Annotated in this window: 11 protein-coding genes and 1 riboswitch; of the genes, 3 read left to right on the top strand and 8 right to left on the bottom strand. The window is 66.7% G+C overall.

From position 1 onward, the window contains the following. Positions 1-223: 223 nt before the first annotated feature. The 5 genes from glyA to PV761_RS20360 form a co-directional block, all read right to left on the bottom strand. Positions 224-1,555, bottom strand: a complete 1,332-nt coding sequence (gene glyA / locus PV761_RS20340; RefSeq protein WP_347899449.1) for a serine hydroxymethyltransferase — start codon at positions 1,553-1,555, stop codon at positions 224-226. After that, positions 1,552-1,935, bottom strand: coding sequence for a glycine cleavage system protein GcvH (gene gcvH, locus PV761_RS20345; protein ID WP_028271334.1), 384 nt, complete (start codon positions 1,933-1,935; stop codon positions 1,552-1,554). Before gcvH ends, glyA begins: the two co-directional genes overlap by 4 nt. A 377-nt stretch (positions 1,936-2,312) precedes the next feature. Beyond that, a complete protein-coding gene (gene gcvT, locus PV761_RS20350) occupies positions 2,313-3,461 on the bottom strand; it encodes a glycine cleavage system aminomethyltransferase GcvT (protein ID WP_347899450.1) in 1,149 nt (382 codons plus the stop codon). An 11-nt stretch (positions 3,462-3,472) separates the two neighbouring features. Continuing rightward, a complete protein-coding gene (gene gcvP / locus PV761_RS20355; protein WP_347899451.1) occupies positions 3,473-6,325 on the bottom strand; it encodes an aminomethyl-transferring glycine dehydrogenase in 2,853 nt (950 codons plus the stop codon). A gap of 204 nt (positions 6,326-6,529) precedes the next feature. Then, positions 6,530-6,628, bottom strand: a riboswitch (glycine riboswitch). Between the two features lie 146 nt (positions 6,629-6,774). Then, the gene (locus PV761_RS20360; protein ID WP_028271337.1) at positions 6,775-7,314 is read right to left on the bottom strand and encodes a TetR/AcrR family transcriptional regulator; all 540 of its coding nucleotides are present in this window, start codon (positions 7,312-7,314) and stop codon (positions 6,775-6,777) included. A 69-nt stretch (positions 7,315-7,383) separates the two neighbouring features. On the opposite strand from PV761_RS20360, the gene PV761_RS20365 reads away from it, so the two are divergent. Beyond that, positions 7,384-9,006, top strand: a complete 1,623-nt coding sequence (locus tag PV761_RS20365; RefSeq protein ID WP_347899452.1) for an MFS transporter — start codon at positions 7,384-7,386, stop codon at positions 9,004-9,006. Between the two features lie 11 nt (positions 9,007-9,017). Here the strand turns inward: PV761_RS20365 and PV761_RS20370 are convergent, their stop codons facing one another. From PV761_RS20370 to PV761_RS20380, 3 genes are all read right to left on the bottom strand, one after another. After that, positions 9,018-9,473 (bottom strand): SRPBCC family protein, encoded by a 456-nt coding sequence (locus tag PV761_RS20370; RefSeq protein ID WP_028271339.1) that lies wholly within the window; start codon positions 9,471-9,473, stop codon positions 9,018-9,020. A gap of 24 nt (positions 9,474-9,497) precedes the next feature. After that, positions 9,498-9,833, bottom strand: coding sequence for a metalloregulator ArsR/SmtB family transcription factor (locus PV761_RS20375; RefSeq protein ID WP_028271340.1), 336 nt, complete (start codon positions 9,831-9,833; stop codon positions 9,498-9,500). A 207-nt stretch (positions 9,834-10,040) separates the two neighbouring features. Beyond that, on the bottom strand, positions 10,041-10,520 hold the full coding sequence (locus PV761_RS20380) for a DNA starvation/stationary phase protection protein (protein WP_347899453.1): 480 nt from the start codon (positions 10,518-10,520) through the stop codon (positions 10,041-10,043). A gap of 192 nt (positions 10,521-10,712) precedes the next feature. On the opposite strand from PV761_RS20380, the gene PV761_RS20385 reads away from it, so the two are divergent. Both PV761_RS20385 and PV761_RS20390 read left to right on the top strand, forming a co-directional pair. After that, entirely contained in the window at positions 10,713-11,747 is a 1,035-nt protein-coding gene (locus PV761_RS20385) for a nitrilase-related carbon-nitrogen hydrolase (RefSeq protein WP_347899454.1), read from the top strand. After that, positions 11,744-12,787: an agmatine deiminase family protein gene (locus PV761_RS20390; protein WP_347899455.1), complete on the top strand. Its 1,044-nt coding sequence runs from the start codon at positions 11,744-11,746 to the stop codon at positions 12,785-12,787. Before PV761_RS20385 ends, PV761_RS20390 begins: the two co-directional genes overlap by 4 nt. Positions 12,788-12,797: the final 10 nt, after the last annotated feature.

Raw genomic sequence — 12,797 nt, forward strand, 5'->3', positions numbered from 1 at the left:
CCACCGTATGCGAACTCGACGGCCCAATCCCGATGGAAAAAAGATCAAACACACCAACAGCCATGGCCGGGGTTCCTCACTAGGTCTAACTGTGGTCCGGCAGATGGTCCTGCCGGAAGGCAGCGCACCAACCGGTCGGCGGCGCACTGCCGGATACACGACGACGGGCGGCAGCTTATGGCGGCCGCCCGGCGTCGTGATCTCTACTTCTGTAATACGGCCTCTAGGCGAGGTTGGCAACCGAGGGGTAGAGCGGGTGGGCGGCGGCGAGGGCCTCCACCCGTGAGCGCAGGCCGGAAAGGTCCGCGCCGGCGTCGGCAATCAGCGCCTCGGCGATGATGGCCGCCACCTCGGCGAAGGCTGCTTCGCCGAAACCACGGGTCGCGAGGGCCGGGGTGCCGATGCGCAGTCCCGAGGTGACCATCGGCGGCCTCGGGTCGAACGGCACGGCGTTGCGGTTCACGGTGATGTCGATTTCCGCGAGGCGGTCCTCCGCCTGCTGGCCGTCGAGTTCGCAGTTGCGCAGGTCCACCAGGACCAGGTGGACGTCGGTGCCGCCGGAGATCACGTTAATCCCCTTGGCGGTGACGTCCGGCTGGACCAGGCGGTCGGCGAGGATCCGGGCACCGGCCAGGACGCGTTCCTGGCGTTCCTTGAACTCCGGGGACGCGGCGATCTTGAAGGCCACGGCCTTGCCGGCAATGACGTGCTCCAGCGGGCCGCCCTGCTGGCCGGGGAACACTGCCGAGTTGATCTTCTTGGCGATGTCGGCGTCGTTGGAGAGGATGATGCCGCCGCGCGGACCGGCGAGGGTCTTGTGCGTGGTGGAGGTGACCACGTGGGCGTGGGGCACCGGTGACGGGTGCAGTCCGGCGGCGACGAGCCCGGCGAAGTGCGCCATGTCCACCATCAGGTAGGCGCCCACGGAGTCGGCGATCCGGCGGAACTCGGCAAAGTCCAGCTGCCGGGCGTAGGCGGACCAGCCGGCGACGATCAGCTGCGGCTTGTGCTCCTGGGCCAGGCGCTCCACCTCGGCCATGTCGATCCGGTGGTCCTCTTCGCGGACCTGGTACGGGATGACGTTGTACAGGCGGCCGGAGAAGTTGATCCGCATGCCGTGGGTCAGGTGACCGCCGTGGGCCAGGTTCAGGCCCATGATCGTGTCCCCCGGCTTGATCAGCGCGTGCATCACCGAGGCGTTGGCCTGCGCACCTGAGTGCGGCTGCACGTTCGCGTACTCGGCACCGAACAGGGCCTTCACCCGGTCGATGGCCAGCTGTTCGACGACGTCAACGTGCTCGCAGCCGCCGTAGTAGCGCTTGCCGGGGTAGCCCTCTGCGTACTTGTTGGTAAGGACCGAGCCTTGCGCCTGCATGACGGCCTTGGCGGTGTGGTTCTCCGAGGCGATCATTTCCAGGCCGGTGCGCTGGCGGCCCAGCTCGTCGTCGATCTTCGCCGCGATCTCCGGGTCCAGGGCGGACAGGTCCGCGTCCAGGGACGGGGAGACTACCTGCTCGAACGCGACCGTGCCTGCAGCGGCCGTTGCGCCGCTCACAGCTCGCCGCCGTTCTTGGCAGCGTATTCCTCAGCGGAAAGCAGCGGGCCGTCGGAGTCTGCGGCCACCTTGAAGAGCCAGCCGGCACCGTACGGATCGCTGTTGATCAGTGCGGGGTCGTCGACGACGGCGGAGTTGGTTTCCGTGACCTCGCCGGTGACCGGGGAGTACAGGTCAGAGACGGACTTGGTGGACTCGACCTCGCCGCAGGTCTCCCCTGCGGTCACGGTGGAGCCGACCTCGGGCAGGTCAACGTAGACGATGTCGCCGAGGGCGTCCGTGGCCACGGCGGAAATGCCGATGGACACAAGGTTGCCGGCCTCGCGGGCAACCCACTCGTGCTCGTCGGAGTACTGCAGTTCAGCGGCTACTTTTGCCATGGTGTTCCTTAATCTCGTTACTTGTGTGGTCGGGTGGGGAGGCGGGTGACCGAATTCCTCCGCGTGCTGCTCCTTCGTCGCTTTGACGCACGCTTCCGGAATCCGCTCACCCGCCGTCTCCGGCCGTCAGTTCCGGTGGGGAACCAACGGCATTGAAAGATAAAACAGTGGTCTAGCACCAAGCAGGCCGCCCGGGTTTCGGCAAGCTCAACCCCCAATGATCGAGCTTGCCAGGCGGCACATCCCCCAGCACCTTTGGCTTGCGAAGGCGCTCAAGCCATGGAGGGTCCCTCGGGGCAGGCATCCGGCAGAGTGCGTCTAAGCGAGGAACGAGCGAGCACGCAGAGGATGTCGGCCCCGAGGGAGCCAGCCTCGGGTTACTTTTGGCGCTTGTAGAAAGGCAGTGCGACAACTTCGAACGGCTCTGCCTTGCCACGCAGGTCGATGTCCAGGGCGGTGCCCACCTCGGAGTGCTCGACGTCGACATAGGCAAGCGCCACAGGGTAACCAAGGGTGGGGCTCGGCTGGCCGGAGGTCACTTCGCCAACCACGTTGCCGTCCTTGAGGACCGGGTAGTGGCCGCGGCCGGCACGCCGGCCAAGGCCCTTGAGGCCCACGAGCCTGCGCCCGCTCGTGGAGCCGGCACCGCCGGCCTTGAGTGCTTCCAGTGCGGCACGGCCCACGAAGTCGCTTTCCTTGGCGAGCGAGACAACCGGGCCGAGGCCTGCTGCGTAGGGGTTGCCTTCGCGGGAGAGCTCGTTGCCGTAGAGCGGCATGCCGGCTTCGAGGCGCAGCGAGTCGCGGCACGCCAGTCCGGCGGGAACCAGTTCGCCTTCCTCGGCGACGGCTTCGATGGCCTGCCACAGGGCGGCGGCGTCATCGTTGTCCACGAAGATTTCGAAGCCGTCTTCACCGGTGTACCCGGTGCGGGCCAGCAGGAGGTCCTTGCTGCTGCCTGCCACCATGAACGGAACTTCCACGGCCGCGTAGTACTTGAGGCCGGTGACCAGCTCGTGCTGGGCCGCGGGGACCAGGCGAAGCAGGATGGCTTCGGCCTTGGGACCCTGGACGGCGACCAGCGAGGTCGCCGAGGACGCGTCCTGAACGACGACGTCGAAGTTCGCTGCCCGTTCCGCCAGAGCTGCGGCAACCACCACGGCGTTGCCGGCGTTGGGCACTACCAGGAACTTGTCGGTGCCATCTTCAGCCGCGGGGCGACGGTACGTGATCAGGTCGTCGATGATGCCGCCGTCTTCCTGGCAGATCAGCGAGTACTTGGCCTTGCCCACGGACATGGCGGAGATCTTTCCGACCAGGGCGTAGTCCAGGAACGCTGCGGCGTCCGGGCCGGTGACCCAGACTTCGCCCATGTGGGAGAGGTCGAACAGACCGGCGGCGTTGCGGACGGCGTGGTGTTCGGCCAGCTCGGAGGAGTACTTCAGGGGCATCTGCCAGCCACCGAAGTCGGTGAAGGATGCGCCCAGTTTCTTGTGCTCTTCGTAGAGCGCGGTGTAGTTCTCAGTCATCTGGGGAATCCTTAGTTTTCGAAGTCTTCGATGGGCGGGCAGGAGCAGATCAGGTTGCGGTCCCCTGCTGCGCCGTCGATGCGGCCCACGGGCGGGAAGTACTTGTCCTGCTTGAGGTGGTGGACCGGGAAGGCAGCCTGCTCGCGCGGGTACTCGCGGTTCCAGTCGGAAGAAACGACGGCGGCCGCGGTGTGCGGTGCGTTGCGCAGCGGGGAGTTCTCCACGGTGAAGTCGCCGTTGGCCACCTGGTCGATTTCCTGGCGGATGGTGATCATTGCGTCGATGAAGCGGTCGATCTCCACGAGGTCCTCGGACTCGGTGGGCTCCACCATGAGCGTGCCGGCCACCGGGAACGCCAGGGTGGGGGCGTGGAAGCCGAAGTCGATGAGGCGCTTGGCCACGTCTTCAGCGGTGACGCCGGTCCGTGCCGTCAGTTCACGCAGGTCCAGGATGCACTCGTGCGCCACGAGTCCGCCTTCGCCGGTGTACAGCACCGGGAAGAACTCGTTCAGGCGGGAGGCGATGTAGTTTGCCGCCAGCAGGGCCGACTTGGTGGCTTCGGTCAGGCCTGCGCCGCCCATCAGCTTCACGTAGGCCCAGGAGATCGGCAGCACACCGGCGGAGCCGAAGCGCGAAGCGGAGATCGCAACGCCGTGCCCGTCTTCGTGCGCTGCCTTGTTGGCGTCGCCCGGCATGAACGGCGCCAGGTGTGCCTTCGCTGCAACCGGGCCGACGCCCGGGCCGCCGCCGCCGTGCGGGATGCAGAAGGTCTTGTGCAGGTTCAGGTGGGACACGTCTCCGCCGAACTTGCCGGGCTGGGCCAGACCCACGAGCGCGTTCAGGTTGGCGCCGTCAACGTAGACCTGGCCGCCGGCGGCGTGCACCGAGTCGCAGATCTCGCGCACGTCGGCGTCGTATACGCCGTGGGTGGACGGGTAGGTGATCATGATCGCGGACAGGACGTCCTTGTGGGTTTCAATCTTCGCCTGGAAGTCGGCGTGATCGATCGTGCCGTCGGCAGCGGTGGCCACGACAACAACCTTCATGCCGGCCAGGACGGCCGACGCGGCGTTCGTGCCGTGAGCCGAGGCCGGGATCAGGCAGACGTTGCGCTGGTCATCACCGCGGGACAGGTGGTAGCCGCGGATCGCAAGCAGGCCCGCGAGTTCGCCCTGCGAGCCGGCGTTCGGCTGGATGGAGACCTGGTCGTAGCCGGTGATCTCGGCGAGGTCCGCTTCCAGGCCATCGATCAGTTCACGCCAGCCCTCGGTCTGGGAATCCGGGGCGAAGGGGTGGATGGAGGCGAACTCCGGCCAGGAGATGGCTTCCATCTCGGCGGTGGCGTTCAGCTTCATGGTGCAGGAACCGAGCGGGATCATGGTGCGGTCCAGGGCGAGGTCGCGGTCCGAGAGCTTGCGGATGTAGCGCAGCAGCTGGGTTTCGGAGCGGTGGGTGTTGAACACCGGGTGCTGCAGGTAGTCCGAGGTGCGCTCGACGGCGGCCTCGAGGGCAAATCCTGCCGCATCGCCGGCAACCTCGGCACCGAAGACGGCAGCCACAGCGGCGACAATTTCCGGCGTCGTGGTTTCGTCAGTGGAGATGCCCACGGTGTCGGCGTCGATGCCGCGCAGGTTGATGCCCTTGGCCTCCGCCGCGGCAACGATTTCAACGGCCTTGCCCGGAACACGGACGGTGATGGTGTCAAAGAAGCTGCCGTGCAGGACCTCAAGGCCGGCGGCCTTCAGGGATGCTGCCAGGGTGCGGGCGCTGTTGTGGACGGTCTCGGCGATGGCCTTCAGTCCGTCGGGGCCGTGGTAGACGGCGTACATCGAGGAGACGATGGCCAGCAGTGCCTGCGCGGTGCAGATGTTGGACGTCGCCTTTTCGCGGCGGATGTGCTGCTCGCGGGTCTGCAGTGCCAGGCGGTAGGCCGGGGTGCCGGCGTTGTCCTTGGACACACCCACCAGGCGGCCGGGCATGGAGCGTTCGAGGCCCTTCTGCACAGCCATGTAGGCAGCGTGCGGGCCGCCGAAGAACAGCGGCACACCCAGGCGCTGCGTGGAGCCGACTGCGATGTCCGCACCCTGCTCGCCGGGAGGCGTGATCAGGGTCAGGGAGAGCAGGTCGGCCGCAACGGTGACCAGGGCGCCGCGCTCCTTGGCGGCGGCGATGACGGCGGAGTGGTCGAACACACGGCCGGAAACGCCCGGCTGCTGCAGCACGATGCCGTTGATGACGCCGTCGGGAAGGCCCTGGGACAGGTCCGCAACCTCAACCTCGAAGCCGAGTGCCTCGGCGCGGCCCTTGACGATGGCGATGGTCTGGGGCAGCACATCGGCGTCAAGGACGGTCTTGCCGTCGTGGGCAGTCTTGTTCTTGTTGGCGCGGCGCATCATCAGCACGGCTTCGGCCACAGCGGTGGCTTCGTCCAGCAGGGAGGCGTTGGCGATGGGCAGCCCCACGAGGTCCTGAACCATGGTCTGGAAGTTCAGGAGCGCCTCGAGGCGGCCCTGGGAGATTTCCGGCTGGTACGGGGTGTAGGCGGTGTACCAGGCCGGGGATTCCAGGACGTTGCGGCGGATCACCGGCGGGGTCACGGTGTCGTAGTAGCCCTGGCCGATCATCTGCACGGCCGTCTTGTTCTTGGCAGCCAGCTTGCGCAGCTCGCCGAGGACTTCAACCTCGCTGAGGGCGTCCTGCAGGCGGAGGGCAACATCCTGGCGGATGTCGTTGGGAACCGCGGTGTCTACCAGTGAGTCAACGGTGTCGTAGCCGACAGACTTGAGCATGGTGTCGATGTCGGCTTGGCGGCGGGCGCCAATGTGCCGATCGACGAAGGTGGTGGAGGCTGAACTAACCGTCACGAAGGAACTCCATTACTAATGGCGGCGCAGGGTACGCCGCAGTGGTCCGGGTTCCTCCCCGCTCTGTATTGGACCTGAGAGTTTCCGCATTGCCGTGCTTTCGCATGGCTCAGCTTGCACCGTCGGTGAGCAGGGCGTGTCCGGCGTTGTTGCCTCCAACAAATGTTGGGGCACAACGGACAGCCTGCTGCTTTCCAGAGTTGCCTCGCCGCGGCGGTACGTGGGCCTGAGAGATTCCTGGGGAGGATTTGCTCCTACGGCGCCTGCTTGTACCTACTTGCAGAACTCTCCCGCCGCAGATCAAAGGCATATTTAGTTAGCGGTGACAACAGTCACAGCTGCAATTGTCCTACGTAGGAGTCCAGTCTGCAAACTCCGCATCGTGCCCGCCGCCGCGTTACGGCCTGAGTTGCGAAGGGGGCCGCCAGCGGCCTCGGCAGGCACGGCGGTCAGCCGCGGAGCCGCTCGACGGCGGCCAGCAGGCTGTCGACGTCGCCGCTCATTTCCGGCGGGGCGGCACCGGGACCGCTGGCCAGCATGGCATTGAAATAGAGTCCGTCACCCATGTACAGCACGGCCTTTGCCATGGCCGGGCCGACGTCACCGGCCAGCAGCTCCAGCCAGCTCCCCTGGACAGCCGCGAAACGGTGCAGCGTCTCCTCGTGCGCCACTTCGGCGAGCCGCGTGGCAGCCACAAAGACCCGGTCCAACGGAGTGTCCGCCCAGAGCGAGGACCTGATGAAGTAGGCCGCCGCTCCTTCCGGAGCCTTCGCCATGGTGTCCAGATCCCGCGCGACCAGCACGTCCATGCGCTCGAGCAGGGCCGAAATCATGGCTTCCTTGTTCGGGAAGTGGTACAGCAGTCCCCCCTTGGACACGCCGGCGCGCCTGGCGACGGCATCCAGCGTGGCGGCGCGCTCGCCCACTTCGATCAGAAGGGATTCAAAGGCGTCGAGCACGGCTTCGCGTGCGACGGGTTTTCTGGCCATGGTTCCTATCATGCCCGGTGGTCCGGGCTCATTTCTTAACTATACCGTCCAGACGGTACAGTTATTGGCATGGGAAACTCATCCTCAACCTCGACGCCGGCAACCCGTCACCTCACAGCCGGCCCGGCCCGGCACCCTGCCGCCGCTCCTGCCGCTACCGGCGGCCGGCCGGCCGCTACGAACCGGGGCCGCGACTGGCTGGCCCTGGCGCTACTGATGTTCCCGGTGCTGCTGGTTGCCGTGGACAACACCGCGCTGACATTTGCGTTGCCCGCCATCGCCCGCGGCCTGGAACCCACCGGCGTTCAACTGCTGTGGATTGTTGATGCCTACCCGCTGGTCCTGGCTGGCCTGCTGGTTGCCATGGGGAGTTTCGGTGACAGGATCGGCCGCCGCCGGCTCCTGCTGATCGGCAGCACCGGCTTTGCCGCGGTGTCCGCTGCCACTGCATTCGCCCCGAGCGCGGAATGGTTGATCGCCGGCCGCGCGGCACTGGGCTTCTTCGGGGCGATGCTCATGCCTTCCACCCTGTCCCTGATCCGCAACATCTTCCCGGACGCCAACCGGCGCCGGCTGGCGATCGCCATCTGGGCGGCAGGGTTCTCCGGCGGCGCCGCACTGGGGCCGATCTTCGGCGGCTGGCTCGTGGAGCAGTACTGGTGGGGAGCGATCCTGTTGGTGGCAGTGCCCATCATGCTTCCCATCCTGATCCTCGGCCCCGTCCTCATTCCCGAGTCCAGGGATCCCCGGCCCGGATCGGTGGATGGTGCCAGCATCGTCCTCTCGCTGCTGACCATGGTTCCGCTGGTCTACGGCATCAAGTCATTGGCTACGGAAGGTTTCGGCGCCGCGTCGGCCGCGGCCATCGGCGGTGGACTGGTGATCGGATATGCCTTTGTCCGGCGCCAGAAGAGGCTGACCAGCCCGCTGCTGGACATGAGCCTCTTCGGAAACAGGATTTTCAGCACGGCCATCACCGCCAACGTGCTGGCCCTGTTTTCGTTCAACGGCTTCATCCTGTTCCTGGCCCAGCACCTCCAGCTGCTGGAGGGCCAGCGGCCCACGGAGGCCGGGATCGCCATGATCCCCGCACTGGTTGCCACGGTGGTTGCCGGCCTGCTGGTGGTGCCGCTGGTGCGGAAAGTCCGGCCCGGCTTTGTGGTGGCCGGCGGCCTTTCCCTGAGCGCCACCGGCTATTTCATGGTGGCGTTCGGGGACCATTCGGGCGGGCCGGCCCTCTTGCTGGGTGCGCTCCTGGTCCTGGCCCTGGGCGTGGGGGCAGCCGAGACGATCTCCAACGACATGATCCTGGGGTCCGTGCCACCGGAGAAGTCAGGAGCGGCTGCCGCTATCTCTGAGACCGGCTACGAGATTGGCTCGCTGCTGGGCACGGCCGTGCTCGGCTCGATCCTGACCGCGTCGTACCAGCGGAACCTGGTCCTGCCGGAGGGACTCGCTGCCTCCAGCCCCGGAGGTGCGGCCGAGGGGATTGCCCACGCCCGGGAGACCCTCGCCGGGTCCATGGAGCTCGCGCATTCGCTCCCCGAGCCGCTGGCGGACGCCCTGACGTCCGCCGCCCGGGTTGCCTTTGAGTCGGGCGTCCACGTGACGGCGTCCATCGGGCTGGTGCTGATGGCGGGGGCGGCAGTCCTTGTCGCCGTCGTACTCCGCGGAGTGCCGAAGGCGGCGTAGCACCGCCCGCTTCAGCCTTCGACGAAGGCCTGGAGGGCGTCCAGCAGGCCGCTGAACCCTTCCTCCCGGCCCGCCGCCTGGTCCTCTTCGGTGAAGTAGGCACCCTGCTCCGTCAAGGTGAGCAGGGTGCCGTCGCCGTCGGGCGCCAGTTCCACCGTGCTGAGCGAAACGGACATGCGGCGTCCGTCGAGCAGCATTTCGTAGGTGAAGACGATCCGTTCGTTCTCCACGATGTCCTGGTACACCGCGTTCATGGTGGACACGAAACCGCCGGGCGGACCTCCGACATCGGTTTCCCTGCCGCCCTCGCGGAAATCGAGGCTGGACTCGCCCTGGGTCCATTCAGGCGGGCCGCCGAACCACTTCTTCTTGCTCGCAAAATCGGAAAAGGCGTGGAAAACGCGCGACGGCGGGGCGTTCAGCCTGCGTTCGAGGCTGAAGCTTGCGTGCGTGATGGGGGTTGCCATGGCGTACTCCTTCGTTTCTTGTTGCTAGGGCTTCTTGAGGAAGGCTTCCAGCCGGTCGAGGCGGCGTTCCAGGCCCGTCCTGCGCCTGCCCAGCCAGTCTTCCGCCAGCCGGACCGCCGCCGGTTCGATGCTGCAGCTGCGGACCCTGCCGATCTTTTCGGTCCGGACCATGCCGCTGTGCTCGAGTACCTGCAGGTGCTGAACGATTGCGGGCAGGCTCATGGCGAAAGGCTTGGCGAGCTCCGAGACGGACGCCGGTCCCTCGCAGAGCCGGATGAGGATGGCCCTGCGGGTGGGGTCGGCGAGCGCCTGGAAAATAGCGTCGAGTTCCGCGCCGCCCGCCTCACGATTGTTAAGCACATACTTAAGTATTCTCCGAAGTGTCCGGAAGTCAAGGGTTATGCGCTTGATCGAAGGGCAGCCAAAGGAAGCCCCCGCGGCAGCAGGAAGCCCGGCGCCGGAAACAATGTCCGGCGCCGGGCTTCCCTGGCGATGGCGGGCGGCCGGAGTCCCCGCGGTCCGCCTGGCTGCGGCGGCGCTCTTGGCCGCCGAGCCTACTTGCTGTGCCTATTTACTGTCGGGCGTGGTCACGCTGGCCGACGCCTTCATGTTCTCCGCGCCCACCATCCAGGCGTACTGCTCGAGCTTCGAAATGAACTCATGAAGCAGGTCAGCCGTGGTGGGGTCTTCCTCGTCAACTTCATCGTGGACTTTGCGCATGGTGCCCACGGCCGCTTCGAGCGCCGCGACGATGCGGTCCACGGCATCCTTGGTGTTGATGAGCCCCTGGGGGAACTGCGCCAGGCTGGTGGTTTCCGCAACAGTGGTGCTGCGGCCGTCCGGCAGGGCGTGGAGTGCCCGCATGCGCTCCGCCATGTCGTCGGCGTAGTTCCGGGCGGCATCGATAATTTCGTCCAACTGCAGGTGGAGGTCGCGGAAGTTGGTTCCCACGATGTTCCAGTGGGCCTGCTTGCCTTGGATGTGCAGCTCAATCAGGTCCGCGAGCACAGCCTGCAGATTGTTGGTCAGCGTCGGTGATGCCTTCATTGATCCTCCTGGTGTCAGCGGTTTCTCGGGTAATTCGAAACTATCCCAGCCGCCACAGCGGCGCCACCGATTCTCGCGCGGGGCTTAACAAAATGATGTTTGTTCATTTTTTCCTTGCCATGCGGCGGCGTGACGTGGATACTAAATGAACGTCATTCATTTAGTGACCGCCGTCTCACTGGAGTATTCGCCATGATTGAAATTACCTGCCTCGAACCACCCGCATCCCTGGCCCGGACGCAGCCTTCAGCCCGTCCCGCGCTGCGGGTCGGCGTGGTCCAGCACCGCTGGCACGCCGACCCTGCCCGGCTTCGTGCAGAACTGGACGAGGGCATCGGACGCGCAGCCCGGCTGGGGGCCACCGTCGTCTTCCTGCCGGAACTGACGCTCTCCCGCTACCCGGCGGACACCCTCCCGGAAAATGACACCGCCCGCTCCTGGGCAGCCCGTCCCCGCCCGTCGGACCTCGCTGAGGACCTGCTGACGGGGCCCACGTTCCGCTTCGCCGCCGACGCCGCCCGCCGCCACGGCATCTCCGTCCACGCGTCCCTGTACCAGCGCGCGGACAATCCCGAGGGCACCGACGACGGCCTCGGATTGAACACTGCGATTTTGGTGTCTCCCGACGGCGAACTGCTGGCCCGCACGCACAAACTGCACATCCCCGTGACCGCCGGCTACTACGAGGACAAGTTCTTCCGCCAGGGCCCGGCGTCCGCGGAAGCCTACGAGGTCCACTCCCCCGCCGAACTCGGCGGTGCCAGGCTGGGGATGCCCACCTGCTGGGACGAATGGTTCCCGGAACTCGCCCGGCTGTACTCCCTGGGCGGAGCGGAACTCCTGGTCTACCCCACGGCGATCGGTTCCGAGCCTGATCACCCGGACTTCGACACCCAGCCACTCTGGCAGCAGGTGATCGTAGGCAACGGCATCGCCAACGGACTGTTCATGGTGGCCCCGAACCGCTGGGGAAACGAAGGAACGTTGAACTTTTACGGTTCCTCGTTCATCTCGGACCCCTACGGCCGGATCCTGGCCCAGGCGCCCCGCGACGAATCCGCCGTCCTCGTCGCCGACCTTGACCTGGACCAGCGCAGGGACTGGCTGACGCTGTTCCCGTTCCTGGCCACCCGCCGTCCGGACACCTATGCACGGCTCACCGAACCGGTGCGGCGTGACCAGCCGCTCGGCGGTCCCGCCCCCGTGTACATGGAGGTGACCGCGTGAGCAGCTGGCGCATGCCCGCCGAGACGGCCCCGCAGGAGCGGGTCTGGATGGCCTTCCCCATGGGCGGCTACACTCTCGGCGACACGGCGGAGGAGGCGCACGCCGCGCGGACCACCTGGGCGGCGGTCGCCAATGCCGCCGTCGAATTCGAACCGGTCACCGTGGTGGTAACGCCCGACGACGTCGGGATCGCCGCGCGCTACCTGGATCCCGCCGTCGAGGTGCTCACGGCAGACCTCAACGATGCGTGGATGCGGGACATCGGCCCCACCTTCGTCCTCGATGACGACGGACGCCTCGGTGCCGTCGACTGGGTGTTCAACGGCTGGGGCGGACAGGACTGGGCCCGCTGGGACAAGGACTCGCTGATCGGCGCGGAGGTGGCCGGCCGCTCGGGAGCCCGCCACGTCACCTCCGGGCTCGTCAATGAAGGCGGCGGAATTCAGGTGGACGGCCAGGGGACAGTGCTGCTCACCGAAACCGTGCAGCTGGATCCGGGCCGCAACCCGGGCTTCACCAAGGCCGAGGTGGAAGCAGAACTCGCCCGGACCATCGGGGCCACCCACGCTGTCTGGCTGCCGCGCGGCCTGACCAGGGACTCGGAGCGGTTCGGTACCCGGGGCCACGTGGACATCGTGGCCGCCATCCCCTCGCCCGGCACGCTGCTGGTCCATTCCCAGCAGGACCCGGAGCATCCGGATTTCGAAGTTAGCCGCGAAATCATCAGTTTCCTGTCCGCCACCCGGGACGCCGCCGGCCGCGAGTGGAACATCATCGAGGTCCCCGCTCCCGTCACCCTCAGGGACCACGAGGGTTTCGTGGACTACAGCTACATCAACCACCTCGTGGTTAATGGCGGCGTGATTGCCTGCACGTTCGCCGACCCCAACGACGAAAAGGCGCTGCGGATCCTCGCCGATGCCTACCCCGGCCGCCGGATCGTGGGCATTGACGCCCGCGAGCTGTTCGCCAGGGGCGGAGGCATCCACTGCATCACCCAGCAGCAGCCCGCTGCGTCCCCTAGAGTTTTGACTTCCTGAAAGGTCCGGA

This window comes from Arthrobacter sp. CC3, from assembly GCF_039907775.1.
Taxonomy (GTDB): domain Bacteria; phylum Actinomycetota; class Actinomycetes; order Actinomycetales; family Micrococcaceae; genus Arthrobacter.